This window comes from Miltoncostaea oceani, from assembly GCF_018141545.1.
Taxonomy (GTDB): domain Bacteria; phylum Actinomycetota; class Thermoleophilia; order Miltoncostaeales; family Miltoncostaeaceae; genus Miltoncostaea; species Miltoncostaea oceani.
Genome location: NZ_CP064356.1, coordinates 3168987 through 3187150, shown reverse-complemented (window position 1 = coordinate 3187150; position 18164 = coordinate 3168987). Strand labels below are relative to the sequence as shown.

Annotated in this window: 15 protein-coding genes; 13 read left to right on the top strand and 2 right to left on the bottom strand. The window is 69.9% G+C overall.

All coding sequences use genetic code 11. From position 1 onward, the window contains the following. The first annotated feature begins 405 nt into the window (after window positions 1–405). The 8 genes from IU369_RS16220 to IU369_RS16185 all read left to right on the top strand — a co-directional run bounded on the left by IU369_RS16220 (window position 406) and on the right by IU369_RS16185 (window position 9273). Window positions 406–1872 (top strand): ATP-dependent nuclease, encoded by a 1467-nt coding sequence (locus IU369_RS16220; RefSeq protein ID WP_217922023.1) that lies wholly within the window; start codon window positions 406–408, stop codon window positions 1870–1872. Window positions 1873–2603: 731 nt separating this feature from the next. Continuing rightward, entirely contained in the window at window positions 2604–3119 is a 516-nt protein-coding gene (locus IU369_RS16215; RefSeq protein ID WP_217922022.1) for a hypothetical protein, read from the top strand. 203 nt (window positions 3120–3322) lie between these two features. Next, complete coding sequence (locus IU369_RS16210; RefSeq protein WP_217922021.1) at window positions 3323–3733, top strand: single-stranded DNA-binding protein; 411 nt, start codon at window positions 3323–3325, stop codon at window positions 3731–3733. Further along, window positions 3711–4331, top strand: coding sequence for a winged helix-turn-helix domain-containing protein (locus tag IU369_RS16205; RefSeq protein ID WP_217922020.1), 621 nt, complete (start codon window positions 3711–3713; stop codon window positions 4329–4331). The genes IU369_RS16210 and IU369_RS16205 overlap by 23 nt, the downstream gene beginning before the upstream one ends. Continuing rightward, window positions 4328–4636 (top strand): hypothetical protein, encoded by a 309-nt coding sequence (locus IU369_RS16200; protein WP_217922019.1) that lies wholly within the window; start codon window positions 4328–4330, stop codon window positions 4634–4636. The genes IU369_RS16205 and IU369_RS16200 overlap by 4 nt, the downstream gene beginning before the upstream one ends. Continuing rightward, entirely contained in the window at window positions 4633–6219 is a 1587-nt protein-coding gene (locus IU369_RS16195) for a ParB/RepB/Spo0J family partition protein (RefSeq protein WP_217922018.1), read from the top strand. The genes IU369_RS16200 and IU369_RS16195 overlap by 4 nt, the downstream gene beginning before the upstream one ends. A 325-nt stretch (window positions 6220–6544) precedes the next feature. Next, window positions 6545–7039, top strand: a complete 495-nt coding sequence (gene mobF / locus IU369_RS23645) for a MobF family relaxase (RefSeq protein ID WP_217922017.1) — start codon at window positions 6545–6547, stop codon at window positions 7037–7039. Window positions 7040–7050: 11 nt separating this feature from the next. Next, a complete protein-coding gene (locus IU369_RS16185; RefSeq protein WP_217922016.1) occupies window positions 7051–9273 on the top strand; it encodes an AAA family ATPase in 2223 nt (740 codons plus the stop codon). Between the two features lie 1014 nt (window positions 9274–10287). On the opposite strand, the gene IU369_RS16180 is transcribed toward IU369_RS16185, so the two are convergent. After that, a complete protein-coding gene (locus tag IU369_RS16180) occupies window positions 10288–11169 on the bottom strand; it encodes a F510_1955 family glycosylhydrolase (protein WP_217922015.1) in 882 nt (293 codons plus the stop codon). Window positions 11170–11363: 194 nt separating this feature from the next. Beyond that, window positions 11364–12713, bottom strand: coding sequence for a hemolysin family protein (locus tag IU369_RS16175; RefSeq protein WP_217922014.1), 1350 nt, complete (start codon window positions 12711–12713; stop codon window positions 11364–11366). A 607-nt stretch (window positions 12714–13320) separates the two neighbouring features. On the opposite strand from IU369_RS16175, the gene IU369_RS16170 reads away from it, so the two are divergent. The 5 genes from IU369_RS16170 (at window position 13321) to IU369_RS16150 (ending at window position 17817) form a co-directional block, all read left to right on the top strand. After that, a complete protein-coding gene (locus tag IU369_RS16170; protein ID WP_217922013.1) occupies window positions 13321–13908 on the top strand; it encodes a DUF305 domain-containing protein in 588 nt (195 codons plus the stop codon). Between the two features lie 34 nt (window positions 13909–13942). After that, a complete protein-coding gene (locus IU369_RS16165) occupies window positions 13943–14641 on the top strand; it encodes a response regulator (protein WP_217922012.1) in 699 nt (232 codons plus the stop codon). 2 nt (window positions 14642–14643) lie between these two features. Continuing rightward, on the top strand, window positions 14644–16065 hold the full coding sequence (locus tag IU369_RS16160) for a sensor histidine kinase (RefSeq protein ID WP_217922011.1): 1422 nt from the start codon (window positions 14644–14646) through the stop codon (window positions 16063–16065). A 62-nt stretch (window positions 16066–16127) separates the two neighbouring features. Then, window positions 16128–16448 carry a hypothetical protein gene (locus IU369_RS16155; RefSeq protein ID WP_217922010.1) on the top strand — a complete coding sequence of 107 codons (321 nt, stop codon included), beginning with the start codon at window positions 16128–16130 and terminating at the stop codon, window positions 16446–16448. Window positions 16449–16692: 244 nt separating this feature from the next. Continuing rightward, window positions 16693–17817 carry a C40 family peptidase gene (locus tag IU369_RS16150; protein ID WP_246551536.1) on the top strand — a complete coding sequence of 375 codons (1125 nt, stop codon included), beginning with the start codon at window positions 16693–16695 and terminating at the stop codon, window positions 17815–17817. Window positions 17818–18164: the final 347 nt, after the last annotated feature.

Genomic DNA, 18164 nt, shown 5'->3' with positions numbered 1-18164 from the left:
GCGTAGCTAATGTGGAGGCGGGATGCGTCTCGTTCGCGGAAGGGTCCGCAAGTACAAGAGTGTCAACGACTCGGGCGAGTTCGACATCGACCCCGCGGTCACGGCCCTTGTCGGAAAGAACGAGTCTGCAAGACCGCCGTCCTCGAAGGGCTCTACCGCCTCAAACCCATTCCGAGCGGCCATCCAAAGGACTTCGAGGAACTCCGCGACTACCCCCGTCGCTACCGCTCGCGGGACCGAGCAAGCATTCCGAGCACCGAGCCCGTCTCGTTGACCTTTGATCTCGAACCAGACGAGGTGGCGGCGATTGAGCGTGACTTTGGTCCGGGAGTGCTTACGCGCACGACCGTCGTGGCCAGTCGCCGCTACGGATCCGATAACACTTGGTGGCCGCCCGTCGCGAACGTGAGCGCAGCCCTGAAGCACGTCGTGGAGCAGGCTGGCCTGGATCCGGACAGGTACGGCAAAGCGACGACAGCTGAGGTGGTCGCTGCTCTGGAAGCAGATCCGGCCGTCGAGGCGGCTGTCGCCCTTGCCGAGGAGCTGAAGGGGCGGGACCTCGAGGCCGAGGTCCGGCATCGGGTGGCTAGCTTCTTGCCTCGCTTCCAGTACTTCGACGACTACAACATCCTCCCGGGATCGGTGTCCATCACTCGTCTTCAGGAAGCTGGCGAGGACGATCTAGACGCCGCCGAGAGAACCGCGCTGGCCCTTATGCGTCTCGCTGGCGTCGACGGAGACGAGTTCACCGAGGCGTCGTACGAGGCGCGCAAGGCGGCCCTCGAGGCCGCCGCTAACCAACTAACGGACGAGCTCTTCGAGTACTGGACCCAGAACGCCGACTTGTCGGTCGAACTGGACATCGAGTTCCGACCGTCAGAGCGCGGCGCAGGCACAGAGCCGTGGCTGCAGATCCGGGTGAGGAACCAGAGGCACCGAGTAACGCTGAACATGGCTGAGCGGTCGAAGGGCTTCATCTGGTTCTTCTCCTTCCTCGCAGCGTTCTCGGAGTTCGCCGGCGAGACGAAGCGGATCATCCTCCTCGATGAGCCAGGCCTGAACCTCCACGCTAAGGCTCAGAACGATCTCCTCCGTTTCATTGACGAGCGCCTCGCACCGCACCATCAGGTCATCTACAGCACTCATTCGCTGTTCATGATCCAACCTGACCACTTGGAGCGGTGCCGAACCGTCGAGGATGTGGACGACGACGGCACGCAGGTCAGCCAAGAGGTGTGGACTGCTCGGTCAGACACCGTGTTCCCACTCCTAGGGGCCCTCGGCGTCGATCTTGCGCAGACGCTCATCATCGGTCCGGATCAACTGGTCGTCGAAGGGCCAGCGGATGTGGTCTATCTCTCTGTCCTGAGCGCGGCTGCCGCGGATGCGGGACGCGTGGGCCTTGATCCCCGGTGGACGATCGTGCCGGTCGGAGGCCTAGACAAGATCCCAACGTTCATCGCCTTGTTGGGGGCATCCGATCTGAATCTCGCCGTCCTACTCGATGTCGCTGCCGGTGGTAATCAGCGAATCGCAAACCTAGTGTCGCGGGGACTTCTCGACGAGAAGCGACTCGTGCCCGTCAACGCCTTCACGGGAACCGCCGAGGCGGACCTGGAGGACCTCTTCGACGTCGGTTGGTACCTCAAGCTCGTAGCTGCCTCAGGCATCGGCAAGTTCGCCAAGTCAAAGCTTCCCCCCGGGCCGAGAATCGTCAGGCGCATCGAGTCGGCCCTCGGCGGACCGTACGACCACTTTCGCCCGGCCAATCGACTACTGCGCGACCCAGGCGGCCTGCTCGGTGAGCTGGACGACGCGACGCTCTCCCGCTTCGCTGCGCTCTTCGAGCGGCTGAACGAGTTGCTCAGCTAGGCGGAGCGCGTCGGGGATACCACGGCGTGCGCGAGCCTCCGGAACGCTACGCCGGCCGAGCACGCAGGGAATGAAGTCGTGCCCTTCCTGGCTGGCGGGATAGGCGGCGGTCTCGTTGGGTCGGCGATCTTTGCCGGGTAATCCTCCTCGCCGCCGCGATCGGGTGGGTTTGCGAAATCCTGTTCGTCACTTGTGCGCGGGCGCTCGCCCGGGAGTCTTCTGGGATCAAGCCACTCCTCGACCGTGCAATCGCGGTGGAGGCCCGACCTGGGCGGCTCTCACTGAAGCCGCCTAGAGAGCGCCATGGGAACGGCCTGGGAACACCCGTTGGTAAACACGGGTGACCGCCGCCCTCAGCCGCGACGCCGAAAGCGCCCCTATGCGGGTACTGGCCACCTTCTCGTCAGCTGTCGCCACCTCGCGAGAAGCACTCCGGAGCCAGCGGTCCGCTGCCACCCTGCGCGCTCAGTCGGCCAAGGTCTGCGCCATCGCGTTCGGTGTCATTCAAACGCCTGCCGCAATACCATCGGCCTGGCGGATCGGCAACCCGTATATTCCGACCTGCACCACCGGGGCGTCTTGTCGACCCACCGTCCGCTTCATCTCGCCATCATCGCCGAGGCAAGGGCAGGCGAGTGTGCTGCTGAGGCCGTTCTTCTCGTTCGTCTACGGTCTCTCTGCGTGCCGTCCGAGCGGTGCTTCGCAAAGGTGTATGGCGTACCGTTTCCGCCATGGGAGTGCGCACGCCAGATCCAAAGTCGGCCGCGGCGCTCGCCGCGGCCGGTGCCGCGCTTGAGGCCCACCGGGCAGCTCTCGATGCTGAGGTCGAGCTGATGGACGAGAGGGACCAAGCGATCGTCGCGGCGATTCGGGCCGGGACTCGCCTTGAGGAAACCGCGAAGGCGGCCGGGCTCTCCCGGGCTGCCGTCTCCAAGGCAGCCCGTCGGACCCTGCCGAGCCGAACGGGGAGGGGCGGTCCGTACTCTCGGCGCCGCGGCAGCTCTGCCGCCCTCGACCGAGTCGCCGATGTGGCGCGACAACTCGTCGCCGCCCGGAGCTGCACCCGGGAGGCCAAGGTTCAGCGGAACGAGGCGATCGCCCATGCGGTCGCACGTGGCGCCGGAGTCTCCGAGACCGCTCGCGCCCTCGGATTGACGCCGGCGTCGGTCTCGGTGATCGCTCGATCGGGCGGCGACATCCAGGCCACGAATGTGCCCAGTGGCGCAGTTGCATCTCTCAATAGATAGGCGATTCGGTCGTTAGAGGCGGTTGACGAAAGCGCGCGCGGACGTGTAGCGTCGGCCGCGCAATCAAAAGAGGCCCGGCGGCGCTGGAACGCCCCGGGCCGTGGCAACCGAAGGAGGCCTTCGGATGCGTTTCGACCGTACCAACGGGCGACGGCCTGCGCTCGCGCGCGCCGCCGCGCCCGCACCGGGAAGCGGGACCGTCCATGCCCGCTGACCTCAACACCGTCGGCATGGTCGGCCGGCTGACGCGCGACCCCGAGCTGCGCTACACGGCCGCCGGGGAGGCGGTCTGCTCGCTGCGCCTGGCCGTCGCCACCCGCACCCGCTCAGGCGAGGGCTGGGAGGACCGGCCGAACTTCTTCGACGTCGCCGTCTTCGGCCGACACGGCGAGGCCGCCGCCGAGCACCTGGCGAAGGGGCGACGCATCGGCGTCGCCGGTCGCCTCGCCTGGCGTGAGTGGCGCACCGACGACGGCGGCCGTCGGGAGGCGGTCGAGATCCTCGCCGCCTCGGTCCAGTACCTCGACGCCCCGCGCCCCGCCGACGCCGAGCGGGTGCCGGTCGGCGCGGCCAACGGGAAGGGGGCCACAGGTGGCGACGACCTCCCCGCCTGAGCGCCGGCCGCTCTTCCTCGCCCCGACGCCGCCCGCGACGGACCATGCCGTGCGCGTCGATGAGGCCGAGGCCGACCGCCTCTATGCCGAGTCGATGGCGGCCGCCCGGCGGGCCGCGCGTGTCGCCGCCGACCTGGAGCGACTCGCGAGCACCGCTCCGCAGCCCGGCTGGCAGCTGGCGGCGACCTCCGCCCGGCGCGCCGAGGCCGGCCTTCGCGCCGCCGCCGAGGCGATCCCCGAGCTGCCGCTCGACGTCCCCCCGGCTGACCGGCATCGGGCGATCGTGCTTGGGCCGTTGTCGATCGATCGCCTCCGCCGGCTCGCGTTCTGGGCCGGGTCGGCGCTCGCGCTCACCCGGCTGGAGTTCGACCTCCTGGTGGCGCTCGCCGAGCGCCCCGGTGGGGTCGTCCCCAAGGAGGACCTGATGCGCCGAGTGTGGGGCTACTCGGGCCGGGTGACCCGCACCCGCACCGTCGACTCTCACGCCTCGCGCCTTCGCCGCGCCCTGCTCGACGCGGGATCGGGCGCCACCACGATCGTGAACGTATGGGGCGTCGGCTACCGCCTGATGGTCGCCGAGTCCGAGGGTGCGGCATGAACGGGCCCGGAGACGACGCGGGCGCCCTGCGGGCCCAGGTGCGCGCCTCCCTCGAGGCCGATCGTCTCGAGCCCACCGTGCGCGCCCTGCTCGAGCTGCGCTTCCCCGCCGAAGGGGCGGGGGCGAGCCTGGATGAGGTGGGCGCGGCCCTGTCGATGAGCCCGGCGATGGCGGCCCACATCGAGTTCGCCGCGCTCTCTGCGATCGCCGCCACCGAGCGGCCGCAACCGAGCGCCGCCGCCGCCATCGCGAGCGGCCCGGCCCGTTGGGCTGGCCGCCCGCCCGCAGAGAGGAAGAGGCCATGACGACGACAGACACCCCCGCGACTACGGAGGCCGCGCTCGCGGTGCTCCCCATCGAGGCGGTCACCGTGCGCGAGGGCTGGAACCCGCGCACCGGCGACGACGAGGCCGAGCACCGGGCGCTCACCGCATCGGTGCGCGCCCAGGGGATCCTGCAGCCGTTGCTGGTCGAGCGCACCGACGCCGGCCCGGTGCTGATCGACGGCCACCGCCGCCTCGCCGCCGCCCGTGCGGCCGGTCTGGCATCGGTGCCGGTGATCGAGCGAGGCGGCGAGGAGGGCGATGCGGCGCAACTCGCCGCGGCGCTCGCGGCGAACCTGCGCCGCCGCGGCCTCGACCCGATCGAGGAGGCGCATGCCTACCAGCGCACCACGGAGGCTGGGTGGCCGCAACGGCGGATCGCCGAGGCGGTCGGCTGCACGCGCCGTCACGTCTCCGAGCGCCTACGGCTGCTGCGCCTGCCCGAGACGGCGACCCAGGCGATCTCAGAGGGCGTTCTCACGCTGGCGGCCGTGCCGCGGGTAGAGGCGGTGGCCGCGGTCTCGGTGCCGGTCGCCGATGCCCTGGTGGCCGTCCTGCGCGAGGGCCACGCGACTTCCGGCGAGCTCGCCGAGCGGCCCGACGCGGTCCTCGGCGAGCTCGCGCGGCGCGGCGGGGAAGGGCCGCTCCTCACGTTGCTGCCCGGCCATATCGACCTCGCCGAGTTGCTCGACCCCGACGCCGACGGCGACCTGATCGGGCGCGCAGAGGCGGCGGGGGTGCGCGGCGTCCACCTGACCATCGACGACCTCGACGCCGCCCGCGCCTACGGCTGCCTGATCGAGTTCCCCCAGGCAGACGACACCTACTGGCGGCGCGGGTGGGTGGCCGACCGAACGTGGCTCACCGACCGAGTGCGCCAGCACGTCGAGCGCGTCGCCGAGCGTCGCGCCGCCGATCAGACGACGCGCTCCGCGCGGACGGGTGCCGAGGCGAGCGCACGGGGTGAGGACCCCGAGGCAGCGGCCGCCGTCGTGGCCACCGAGTCCGACCCCGAGCGCCATGCCCGCGAGCGGGCGGAGGCCGCCGACGACCGCCGCAGCGCACGCCTCGCCAACCTCGACCTCGGCCGCCGCGCGTTGCTCGCCTACGACGAACCCGAGGCGATCACGATGGAGATGGCGCGGGCGATCGCCCTCACCGCCCTGCACCACCACCAGGCCGAGGCCGCCCGCGGCCTCGCGCTCTGCCACGAACGCCTCCACAACATCGAGACGCGGACGACCAAGGCGGGGGCGACCCGCCAGAAGGTGACCTACGCCACGCCCGAGGAGGCAGAGCGCGCCCTCTCCGAATGGATCGAGGGCGCGGGCACCCCCGAGCAGGTGCTTGGCCGCACCCTCCAGGCGCTCGCGCTCGCGTGGTTCGCCGACCAGGCGGCGCTACCGCGCAGCGACCGGCGACCGGCGATTGTGCCGGGCCGCTACGGCGGCGGCATCGCCGCTGGCCTCGACGCCCTCGTCACCGACCTGGTGCGGCCGGCGCTGCCCGAGCGGATCGCGGCGGGCCTGCGCGAGTCCTCGGAGGACGAGGCGCGCGCGGCGTAGTCCGACACCGGCCGGGACGGGCGCGGCGCGGGTCACGGCGACGCGCGGCGGGGACCCGTCCCGGCCTTCGCTCCGCCCGCGCTCACCGGGACGCTCGGCGGGCTCTTGAATGGCCCGCCGGGCTGCGCCCGTCAACGGCCCGACCAGACGCGCAGCATGCCCGCCAGCCCGTAGCCGCCAGGACGAACCGAGCAGGCAGGCTCCGACCACGCCACGCCCGAACGCCGCTCCACCGCGATCGCCCCCCCACCAGTTCGCCACGTTGTCTCAACAGACCCGCAAAGATGGCGGGCGCACTTGCATCATGTGATGCTGGGGGCCGGAGATGCTCACGATCCGCGCCGCCAAGGGGCCCGACTACTACGAGCGAGCCGAGTTCGCCCGAGACGACTACTACTCCGAGCGCGGGCAGGTCCGGGGCAGCTGGGAGGGGAGGGCGGCCGACTCCCTTTGCCTGGCGGGCGCGCCCGATGACGGAGACCTCGGCGAGCTGCTCGAGGGCCGTGACCCGGTCTCGGGAGAGGAGCTGGCGGGCGCCGGGCGTCGGCGCGGCGGCAACGTCGCCTTCGATCTCACCTTCACAGCGCCCAAGAGCGTCAGCGTCCTGGCGGCGGTCGGCGACGAGGGGATCCGCCGGGCGATCCTCGCCGCCCAGGCGGCCGGTGCCCGCGCCGGGCTCGACTACCTCGAGCGCCGGGCCTGCTTCGTGCGCCGCGGCCGCAACGGCGTGACAGTGCTGCCCGGCGAAGGGTTCGCCGGGGCGATGTACCTCCACGAGATGGCGCGCTCGGGCGATCCCCACCTGCACGCCCACTGGTGACTGCCAACCGGGTGAAGGGCCCCGACGGGCGCTGGAGCGCACCCGACATGCGCCCGGTCTACGCCGAGGCCAAGACCGCCGGCACGATCGCCGAAGCCGTGATGCGCGACGCGCTAACGCGCTCACTCGGGGTCGAGTGGGGGCCTGTGCGCAACGGGATCGCCGAGCTCGCCGGCGTGCCGACGAAGGTGTGCGAGCACTTCTCTACGCGTCACGCGGAGATCGTCGCGGAGGCGACGGCCCGCGGCTACCTGAGCGCGCGTGGCATCGCTGTGATCCAGCGCGAGACGCGCGACCGAAAGCGCGTCCTCTCGCGCGAGCAGGCGGTGGGGAGGTGGAGGGCCCGGGCGGCCGAGCACGGCTTCGGCGCCCGCGAGCTCGCGGGCCTCATCGTACGCAGCCGTCAGGCGAGCGCACTGCAAGGCGACGTTGATCTCGACGCCTGTCGGGCGCGCATGCTGGGACCGGCCGGGCTCACTCAGCGCAGCGCCCACTTCACCCGGCGCGAGGTGATCCAGGCGCTCGCCGACGCCCATCCGGACGGCGCGGCCGCCGGGGTCCTGGAGCAGCTGGCCGACGACTTCCTCGCACGCGAATGCGTGCCCCTGGTCGAGGCGCGGGTCGAGCAGGGAGCCGGTCACCAGGAGGCGCTCTACTCGACGCCCGACATGCTCCGCGCTGAGGTCCGCCTGCTCGAGGCTGCAGGTGGTGCCGATCCCGGCGGCGGGCTGGTCGCGACAAACGACGCGACCGAGGCGGCGATCGCCGCGCGGCCGACGCTCGGCGTCGATCAAGCGTCCGCAGTGCGCCACCTCTGCTCGGGTGAGGGGCGGGTGCGGTTGATGGAGGCGCGGGCCGGGACGGGCAAGACGTTCGCGCTCGAGGCGGTGCGCGAGGCCTACGAGTGCTCGGGTGCCCGCGTGATCGGCGTCGCCTGGCAGGGGCAGGCGGCCGACGTCCTGCAGCGCGACGCCGGCATCCCCTCCCAGACCGCAGCGCTGCTGCTCGACCGGATCGCGCGCGGTGATCCGGGGGAGATCCCGGTCGGTGCGGTGATCGTCTGCGACGAGGCGTCGATGATGCCGACGCGGGCCCTCGAGCGCCTCACCGTCGAGGCGGCCCGGCGCCGCGCCCGTCTGATCCTCGTCGGCGACCGCGCTCAGCTCCCCGCGATCGACGCGGCAGGAGGTTTCGCTGCGCTTGCCGACCGCCTCGGCGCAGCCGAGCTCCTCGAGAACCGCCGCCAGCGCACCGCGTTACAGCGTCAGGTTGCCGAGCAACTGGCGGCAGGGCGTGCGAGCGAAGCGCTTGCCGTGCTCGTCGAGCACGGGCGCCTGAACGGCTTCGACGACGCCCGCGACGCGCGCGCGTCGCTGATCGAGGCGTGGGCCGAAACGTCGCTTTTCGATCCGGCGAGCGGGCTGATCCTCGCCCACGATCGCCACGAGGTCGCCACGCTCAACCAGATGGCGCGCGCCACCCTTGATGAGGCAGGGCTGCTCGGGCCGTCGCGGATCGTCGCCTCGGGGCGCGAGTGGGCGACGGGCGATCGCCTGGTCTGCCGGCGCAACGACTACCGCCTTGGGGTTCGCAACGGAACGCGAGGCACCGTGCTCGAGGTGGACACGGCGCAGCGGGAGCTGGTCGTGCGCCCCGACGACGGCGCGACGCTGCGGCTGCCCGAGCAGTACCTCGGTGACGTCCACCACGGCTACGCCCTCACCGGCCACGTCAGCCAGGGGACGACCGTCGAGCGCACCTACCTCCTTGCCACGCCGGAGCGGGGAGGGAGGGAGTGGGCGTACGTAGCCGCCAGCCGCCAGCGTGTCGAGCTGATGCTGTTTGCCGTGCACCACGACGCTGAGCAGCTGGAAGCGGCGCTCGCCCGCTCCTGGGGCCGCTCCGACGCCAAGTGGCTCGCTCTCGATCTCGCGCATGCCGACCACCGAGAAGCTGCCATGACCGCGGGCCGAAGCGAATCGGACCGGCGGTTGCCGGAGCGCGTCGGGGCTCGGGTCGCCGCCCTCCGAGACAAGCGAGATCTTGCTCGCCGGGTCGCGCTCGCGGGGAGCGCAGACGACGCGGACCGGGCTCGCCATCAGGCGCAGCAGCTCAGTCGCGAGCTCAGGACCCTTGTGCGCGAGGCCGGTTGCCCAGGGCTGTCCAGAGAGGATTCGGCGGGCCACTCTGACCAAACGTCCCTTAAACCAAACGACCCATCCCGGGTCAGATAGTGGCTGGGCGCGAGGACTGCATGGGGTCGGCGGCCGTCCGCGGAACGGAAGTCGAACTTGTCAAGAGTCGTCCCCCATGATCGACACGGGGACAGCAACTGGCGCCGGCCGTCGCCCGGTCGGGTTGGCGGTGGCGCACCCAAAGGGTCCGCGGCGCCGCCTTGGTTTCGGTCATCCGGGAGGTGCCGTCGGCCTGACACGCTTGCCCTGGGACCCGCGAAAACTCACTTCCTCCCGATCCGTTGCAGATACCGCGGTTCTAGACCGGGCTCCTCGACACGGCACGAGCACACCTTCCAACAGCTCCGTCGCCACGCCGTGTCGGGCCATGGGCGGTCAGGCTCTAAGTGTGTCGGTGTCAGCCTAGGAATCCTCGGCTTTCAATTGGAACTCGACTCGGAAGCGCCCCGTGCGGGAGAGATGCCTAGGAAGCAAACGGTCCAGCCCACGAGCTGTCGCCTCGATGCGTTCGTGGCGAGGCGCCGGTCGGGGGCGACGCCCAACGGACTGCCAGCGATGCGCGCCAGCGCGTTGACCGCCTAGTAAGCCGACGGTCGGCGCGGTTCGTCGTCCCCGTCGTCGATGTGATCGAGGACCCACTGGCGCTGCTGCGCGGTCAGCCGGCCGAGTCGGCGCCTCGCCTCATCGCCGTCGACGACATCCAGGTTTAGGGCGAACTCGGCCAGAGCGCGGATAGCTTCGAGGTGTTCCCATTCGCTCAGAGGCGGTTGGTCGCTGTCAGGAATCAGAGCAGGCTCCAGCTGCAGTCTTGGGCCGACGCTCAGACGCTCGACACTGGGGTCGCCCGCCGTGGGCCCACTGACTCGTGGCGTCTGTGGCGGAGGCTCGCACAGCAGGTTCGCCGCGGTGCGTCGCTCCGTGTCACCTCCCGGACGCAGCCTGACGAGCGCTAAGCGACCGAGGCCGAGGCGGTCGGCGACGAGGCCGCGACAATGCCGCCGCTCGTAACCCGACTGTCGCTCCTACCACCGACGGCGTGAGGGATTCTTCTGATCACTGGTCCCCGCTGGTCCAAGCGCCCTTTGACCAGGAGCGCCCTCCGTCGCCGCTGCTGATTATGCGGGCGTCGTGGAGCGCAACGACCAGGGTGTCGCGGTCCGCCGCCATCGCGGCTGCGGGCTCGCCACCTAGATCGCCGACCTGTTCCCACGACGCGCCACGGTCGTGGCTGACCGTCACCGCCCCGTCGGCCGCGAAGCCATAAAGCGCATCACCCGCCGGCCACGCAAGGATGTCGGCGTCGGTGACCAACCGCGTCCACGTGTCGCCTTCGTCCGAGGTCGCGATGACCCCCGCCGCGCTCGCGGCGACGATCCGCGCAGAGGAGTCGGGATCCAGAACAAGGTCAGAGATCTCGGCGGGCGTGTCGAGGGTCGTCCAAGCGCGGCCTCCGTCTGCGCTGGACATCACCCGGGCGCCACCGGCGTCGTACCCGACTACACGCGAGCCGCTGACGCGTAGGGCGTGGAAGTCCGCTTCTCCGAGGAGCGAGATCGACTCCCATGTACGCCCGGCGTCCGAGGACTCGATGAGGCCCAACAGGGGTGGCAGGTCGTCTCTCAGGTCCGGATGGCCGGATCCGAGGAAGCGATCCGGGCCGATCACGGCGAACCCCATGGTGTCCTGGAGGCGGTCTCCCACACGCTCACTGTCGTCCGAGTCCTCGGGCATCCGGAAGAGTCCGGTGTGAGTAGCGATGTAGAGCGACCCGTCGGCCGGGTTCAGCCCGAGACCGTGCACGTGCTCAGGACCCAGATCGGCATAGACGTCGTTCGAGCCTTCGCCGTCGGCACCGGTGCACCCGGTCAGCACGAGCACGATGCTCACGATCGCGAGAACCAGGGCCGTCCTGAAGGTTGTCGTTCCGATCTGCACCGGTGTGATGATGCCCTACCTGGGAGTGACAGCGAGCGGCATTCCATGGAAGCCGTCATCGGTCCGTCACACAGCAGAATGGGGCGGCGACTGCGAGGACCGAGCCGTGGCGGTGTTCAGCTGCGACCCCGGACCTCGACCAGCCAGCTCACGGCGCGACGCTATGTGCGGCGCGGCAGCCGAGCGCGATGCATTCAAGCCCTCCGTGAGTGGTCTGCCGAGTCCTTTGGCCCGGGCTCCGATTCCCGCGGGGTCTCGTCGCGCTCTTCCGCCGGCTCGATCGCGACGAGCACCACCCGCGTGCCGCGGGTCGCCTCGACGGTGAGCTGCCAGCCGTCCGCGGTGACGCTGTCCCCCGTCCGGGGCAGGCGGCCGAGGCGGGTGAAGACCAGGCCGCCGACGCTCGTCACGGTGTCGTCGATGAGCTCCACGCCGTGGTCGGCGAGGTCCTCGATCGGGACGTGGCCGCGCACGATGAGGCGGCCGTCGGGGAGCTGGTCGACGGCGGGTGCGCGGTCGCGTTCGTCATCGATCTCGCCGACGATCTCCTCGATCACGTCCTCGACGGTCACAACGCCGGCGAAGTCGCCGTACTCGTCGAGCACCACCGCGACCGAGGCGCGGCGCGCCTGGAGCTGGCGCAGCAGGTCGTCGACCGGCTGGGTCTCCGGGACGAACAGGGCGGGCCCGACGAGGCCCCGCACGGGGGTGTCCTCACCGCTCTCCAACAGGCCGCGCGCGAGCTGGCTGAGGTGCACGATGCCGAGCACCCCGTCGCCGTTCAGCACCGGGAAGCGGCTGTGCCGGGTGCCGAGCGCCTGGGTCAGCGCCGTCAGGACCGGTTGGTCGGCGACGAGCGTGGTGACCTCGGGACGCGGGGTCATGATGTCGCGGGTGAGGCTCGCCTGGAGGCCGAAGACGCCCTCCAGCATGTCGGCCTCCTCCGGCTCGATCGCGCCGCCCTCCTCGCTCTGGGCGATGAGGATCTGCAGGTCCTCCGGCGTCGAGGCGAGCTCCCGCTCGCTCGCCGGCTCCACGCCGAGCGCGCGGACCAGGGCGTTGCCCGCGCCGTTCAACAGGAAGATGAAGGGGGAGAAGACCCACCGGAACCACTCGAGGGGGCGCGCGATGCTGAGGGCCGTCGGCTCGGCGCGCTGGATGGCGACGGTCTTCGGCGCCAGCTCGCCCACCACGACGTGGAGGACGGTGATGATCGCGAACGCGATGATCACCGCGGTGAGGGTGGCGCTCGACTCGCCGAGTCCCGCTCCGGTCAAGAAAGGCTCCAGGACACCCGCGAACGCCGGCTCGCCGAGCCAGCCGAGGCCCAGGCTGGCGAGGGTGATGCCGAGCTGGCACGCCGCGAGGTAGCGGTCGATGTGCCGCACCTGCTCGCGGGCGAGCACGGCGCTGCCGCGGCCCTGCTCGGCGAGCTGGTCGAGGCGGGTCATCCTCGCGCGGGCCAGGGAGAACTCCGCGGCGACGAAGAAGCCGTTCAGCAGCACCAGCAGGAGTGCCGCGACGATCTGGACCGTGTTCGTCAACGGCCCGGGGAGAGGTTCACGGGTCGCAGGATAGTCCCCGCCGCCCCCGGTTCCGCTCCGCGGCCGCCGTCCGTCGCTTCGTCCTTTGCGCTACGACCGTCGCGCCGATGACGAACCTGTGACGCTGACAGGAATTCGTATGGTGGCGGGGGCTCAGGGCACATACGTTTCGCCTTGTGCGCAAGCGGAAGAAGATGGCGGTTGGAATCGCTCCGGGTTCGCGGTGTCCCTCATGTAGAGGACGGCTCGAAGCCACCGTCGTCTCAGGGCCCGTGCTGCGGCCTGGGCGCGGTCTCCCTGGGCTGCGTCGTCGGCGCAGCCGAATGCGAGGCGAGACCTGCGTCCGCTGTGGTCATACGACGATCTTCGCCGAGGAACCGCAAAGGGTCGTGTCCCGCGATTCGCGGGAAGATGGCGATCCCTCCGGCGTCACGCATCAGTAGGCGGTCGCGGGCAGACACGGTGCGCAGGGGCCGGCTACGCCCACGGAGTCGTCATTGTCATTCCACCCGTTCATCGGTCTGACACACGCGCTTGCGATCCTCGCCGAGGAACTCGAGACGGGAGGCCTAGCGTGACAAATCGGCTATGGGCGACATTGGTGGTTGTGGGGGTAGTGGCCCTTGCCGCTGGCGTCGGCATCGGTGCCGCCATCTGGTCGGGCGGCGAGCACGGGGCCACCGCCGCGTCCACGGGCACGGGCACGGGAATGATGGAGTCCATTCATGGGGCGAGCGGAGAGACCTCCGCGCTCGACGAGAAGGCATTCCTCGAGCAGATGGTCCCGCACCACGAATCAGCCATCGAGATGGCGCAGATCGCGCTCCAGAAGTCCGAAAGGCCGCAGATTCGGCGACTCGCCAAGGCGATCGTCGCCGCTCAGGAGAGCGAGATCGGCCAGATGAAGGCATGGCATCTCGCGTGGTTCGGCGAGGAGCTGACGTCGAACGCAAGTGGAGCGCACGGTTCGATGGACATGGGCTCGCTCGAGGGCGTGTCGGGCGACCGGTTCGACCTGGCGTTCCTGTCGATGATGATCCCCCACCATGCCAGCGCCATCACGATGGCCGAAAGCGTCATGATGGGTTCTCCGCGTGACGAGGTGACCGTGATCGCCGAGGAGATCGTCGCCGCGCAAGCCAAGGAAATCGGGCAGATGCAGCGCTGGCGCGACCAGTGGTTCCCGCGAGGTTAGGGCTCCGCTCACGCGAGGACCGAGCGGCCGTCTCGTGAGCCGCTCGGTCCTCGTCGTCGACGACGAACCCGGGATCCTCGAGGTCGCATCGGCCTATCTGAAGCGCGACGGATATCTGGTGCGCACGGCGATGACGGGGCAACGCGCTCTGGACTCGATCGCGACCCAGCCTCCCGACCTGATCATCCTGGATCTGATGCTGCCGGACATCTCGGGGGAGGAGGTCTGTGTGCGACTCCGCCGCCAGACCTCCGTTCCGATACTGATGCTCACAGCGAAGGCGGCCGAAGAAGACCGTCTCCGTGGCTTGGCGCTCGGAGCCGACGACTACCTCGTCAAACCCTTCTCGCCCCGCGAGTTGGTCGCCCGGGCTCGGGCGATCTTACGGCGCGTACCAGGATCCAGCGAACCACCAATGGATCTGCTTGTCATCGACGATGGCCGGCTTGAAATCGATCTACCCGCGCACGAAGCGCGCGTGGGTGGCGCTATCGTGCCACTCACCGCGACCGAGTTCCGGCTCCTGGCCGCACTCGCCCGACAGCCCCGACGGGTGTTCTCCCGGTTCGAGCTTCTCCAGATCCTGCAGGGTCCTGACGTGGAGGGGTTCGAGCGGACGGTAGACGTCCATGTGATGCGACTGCGCAAGAAGCTTGACGAAACGCTTCCAGGGGCGGCCGACTACGTCACCACTGTGTACGGCGTCGGCTACCGTCTCGACGAGCCCGCCTGACGATGGCCGCGCTGGGGCTCCGTGCGCGCCTCGTGGCGGCTTTCGTCGGGATCGCGGCCCTGACCACGTTGGTTTCGGCGCTCCTCACGAGCCTCGGCCTGCATCATCGTTTCGACGCTTACCTCGAGCAGCGCACGCAGGATGCTGCCGCCAGCTCTCTCGTTCTCGCCGAATCGTCCTACGCGGACTCCGGGGGCTGGACCGACCGAGGCGTTGACCTGCTCGCGCACGAGCTCGTGGTCACCGGCTACGACTTCCGGCTCGTCGCGGACGGCCGCGTGCTCCTCGACACGACCAAGCTGGAGGAGGAGGGAACGGACTTCCGCCAGGTGTCGAGTGTCCCGGTCCGCGGCCCCGGCGGGGACGAGGTCGCGACGCTTCAGCTCTACGCGCTCGGTCCCCGGGGGAACATGCCGGCCGACAACACCCTGCGAGCAGAGTTGGACCGCGCTCATCTGCTGGCGGCCGTAGTGGCGGCGATCGTTGCCATCGTTGCTGGCTTGGTCGTGGCCGGACGTCTCTCGCGACCCCTGCAACGCCTCTCCATGGCGGCGCGGGAACTCGGTGCGGGTCGACCCCCGTCCGTGGTGCCCGCCTCGGGCTCCCGCGAGGTCCGCGAACTCGGGGAGTCCCTCTCGGACCTCGCCAACAGCCTCAGTCGTCAGCAGCGGGCTCGTCGCCAGTTGGCACAGGATCTGTCGCATGAGCTGCGGACGCCGATGATGTTGCTTCAGAGCCGGATCGAGGGGATGCAGGACGGGATCCTGCCTTTTGACGCGGAGGGATTGGCGACCCTCCACACCGAGACGTTGCGCCTCAGCCGACTGATCGGCCAGATCGAGCGGTTGGCCGAGGCCGAAGCCCAGCCGCCCGCCATGCACGGCGAGACGGTCGCTCTCGACCAACTGGCACGGGCAGCCCATGCGGCACTCGCGGCCGCCTTCGAGATTCGCGGACTGACCCTCGAACTGGACGCCCCCCCGACGCCGGCCGTCGCGGACCGAGATGCCGTCGGTCAGATCATCACGAATCTCCTGAGCAACGCCTTGAAGTACGCACCCGACGACAGCACGGTCCACTTGTCGACCTCTCGGGACGAGGCCGTGGCGATCCTCCGCGTCCGGGATGCGGGATCCGGTATCGACGACGTGGAGGAGGGCGCGCGCCTCTTCCAGCGCTTCTATCGTGGGCCTGGTGCCGCAGACATGAGTAGCGGGGTCGGCCTGGGGTTGACGATCGCGCGCGGATTGGCTGTCGCTCAAGGTGGAGACCTTCGGATCGAAGGCACAGGACCCGGTACGTGCTTCACCCTGACCCTGCCGGCCATTGCAACGCCCCTTCCCGGGGTCCGCAAGAAGGGTGTCGCATCCGCCGCCGCTTCTCCCCTGGCCCAAGGGGTCGAGGAAAGACGGAGCGCGGAGTGAGTCCTGTCGGCAAGCCGCGAGGTCGCGGTCGCTGCTGGACCGTTGCCAGCATCATCGTCGTGGTGATCGCCGCAGGCGGCCTGCTTGCGGTCCTCGCCACCCAGGACAGCGCACGGGGCGCGCAGGCCATACAGCAGGTCCAGCGGTCGGTCGGCACCGGACTGCGCGATGCCGAGATGCGGATCGAGGCACGCGGTGGAACGCTCGATGTTTCGTGGAGTGCGGTGCCCTCACCGACCGGAGCAGGACATCTGGTGATCGCCCGGCTCGTCGTGAGGCCGTCCGGAGACGTCGGGGAGGCCAGATTCGGCGTGTCCGAGGACCAGATCTCGCCTCAAAACGACCTCGCGGAACGTCTGACCGGGGCCCTGGATGGTCCGTAAGGGGCCAGTCCTCCACTCACACGGGTTTCCACCCCGCGCGCATGACGATCCTGTTGAGGTCGGCCGCGACTGCAGTTGTGCTGCACTCAGATGCGGTCTAGCGTCGACCGATGCCGTTTCACCGCCTCCGACGTCTGCCCCTCGCTTCCTCAGCTGGGCTGTCAGACGCCGGGAGTTTTTGCTGAATCCGCCCGGAGAGGCGAGCACCGCGCCGGTCCGGACGCGGTCCCGATGCACGTTGGTGATGCTCGTGCTGTCGATCGCTTTCGGAATGCCCGCGGTAGGGGAAGCTCAGATCGACGTGAAGCGGGCAGAGGTGGCTCGAATAACGGCCGAGATCCAGCAGATCGACCATCGCGTCGAGGACGCAGCTGAGGCCTACAACGGTGCGCGATATCGCCTGTCGCAAGCAGCCGACCGCGTGACCGACAATGAACAGGCGATCGCTCGGACCAACCGAGATCTCCGGGTGAAACGCGACGTGTTGGCGCGGCGGTTGAGAGGGCTTTACGCGAATCCCTCGCCCTCCTTTGCGGATGTCTTGGTGACCAGCGGGAGCCTCTTCAACGCGGTCAGCCAAGTCGATCTTCTCGAGAGGATCGGCCGCAGCGACGCCGAGCTCGTCGACGGCCTCCGGGCGAGCCGGGCCAGACTCGGGCAGTTGCGCGCTGAACTGGAGGCCGACCGACGGGACGCGGGGCTGGAGCTAGCGCTCCGGGAACGTCAGAGCGAAGTTGTGCAGGCGTTGCTCGAGCAGCGCAAAGCAGTGCTGGAGAGCGCCCGAGGCGAGCTCGCCGAGGCACTGGAGGCGCAGCAAGCGCGTGAACGTCGGATCGCAGCCATCGCGGCGGAGAGTGCACGACGGCAGCTGACGCCCTTGTCAGCCGCGGCCCCAGGCGCGACACCGCCCACCGGACGGCTTCGATCCGCGGCACCCGCAACAGGGACTCCTGGAACGGTTCAGTCGAATCCCTCGCCCCAACCCGAACCGACTGACCCTACTGACTCCCTGCCCAGCGGGTCCGGCAACGCCGCGGCGGCGAGTGTGGCGATGAGGTATCTGGGCGTCCCCTACAAGTGGGGTGGGGCGTCCCCGTCGACGGGGTTCGACTGCAGCGGCCTCGCCTCATACGCGTACGCGCAGATCGGCAAGAGCGTGCCGCATTACACGGTCGCGATTTGGAATGCGTTCCCCAGGGTGCCTGCCGACCAGCTACAGGTTGGTGACCTGGTCTTCTACCGCGGTCTCGGCCACATGGGCATCTACATCGGCGGCGGTCAGTACGTGAACGCCCCTCAGACCGGCGACGTCGTCAAGGTCTCGAGCATGAGCAGCCGGAGCGACTACGTCGGCGCTGTGAGGCCGTAGTCAGGAGGTGATGGACGCCGGTGCGTGGACGGATCGGCACCCCGTTCCCGCTGGGATAGGGCGGTCCGCGAGCGCGGTCCGGTCACGGGGGACGCCGCTGCGGCTGAAGCTCTCGGAGCAGGAGAGCGGCGATGCCCGGGTCTGTGTCGTCGTGGCCCGCGCGGCTTGCGGAACCGGAGTGATCCGGCGGGGTGACGACGGGTGCGGGAAGCCGCTGCGTCGAGTCGGCCCGCGGAGTCGATCGCCACGTTTCGCGTCGCGGACAACCCCCAGCGGTTCTGCAGGACGCGTGGAGCCGAGTCGGATGCGGTATCGCTGGCCGTGGCGCTCCGGGCGAGTTGCAGAGC

Bases quoted from the DNA above. Each gene is read 5' to 3' on its own strand.
- IU369_RS16150 (WP_246551536.1), top strand. From the start codon at position 16,693: ATGCTCGTGCTGTCGATCGCTTTCGGAATGCCCGCGGTAGGGGAAGCT.
- mobF (WP_217922017.1), top strand. From the start codon at position 6,545: ATGCTCACGATCCGCGCCGCCAAGGGGCCCGACTACTACGAGCGAGCC.
- IU369_RS16200 (WP_217922019.1), top strand. From the start codon at position 4,328: ATGAACGGGCCCGGAGACGACGCGGGCGCCCTGCGGGCCCAGGTGCGC.
- IU369_RS16160 (WP_217922011.1), top strand. From the start codon at position 14,644: ATGGCCGCGCTGGGGCTCCGTGCGCGCCTCGTGGCGGCTTTCGTCGGG.
- IU369_RS16210 (WP_217922021.1), top strand. From the start codon at position 3,323: ATGCCCGCTGACCTCAACACCGTCGGCATGGTCGGCCGGCTGACGCGC.
- IU369_RS16215 (WP_217922022.1), top strand. From the start codon at position 2,604: ATGGGAGTGCGCACGCCAGATCCAAAGTCGGCCGCGGCGCTCGCCGCG.
- IU369_RS16195 (WP_217922018.1), top strand. From the start codon at position 4,633: ATGACGACGACAGACACCCCCGCGACTACGGAGGCCGCGCTCGCGGTG.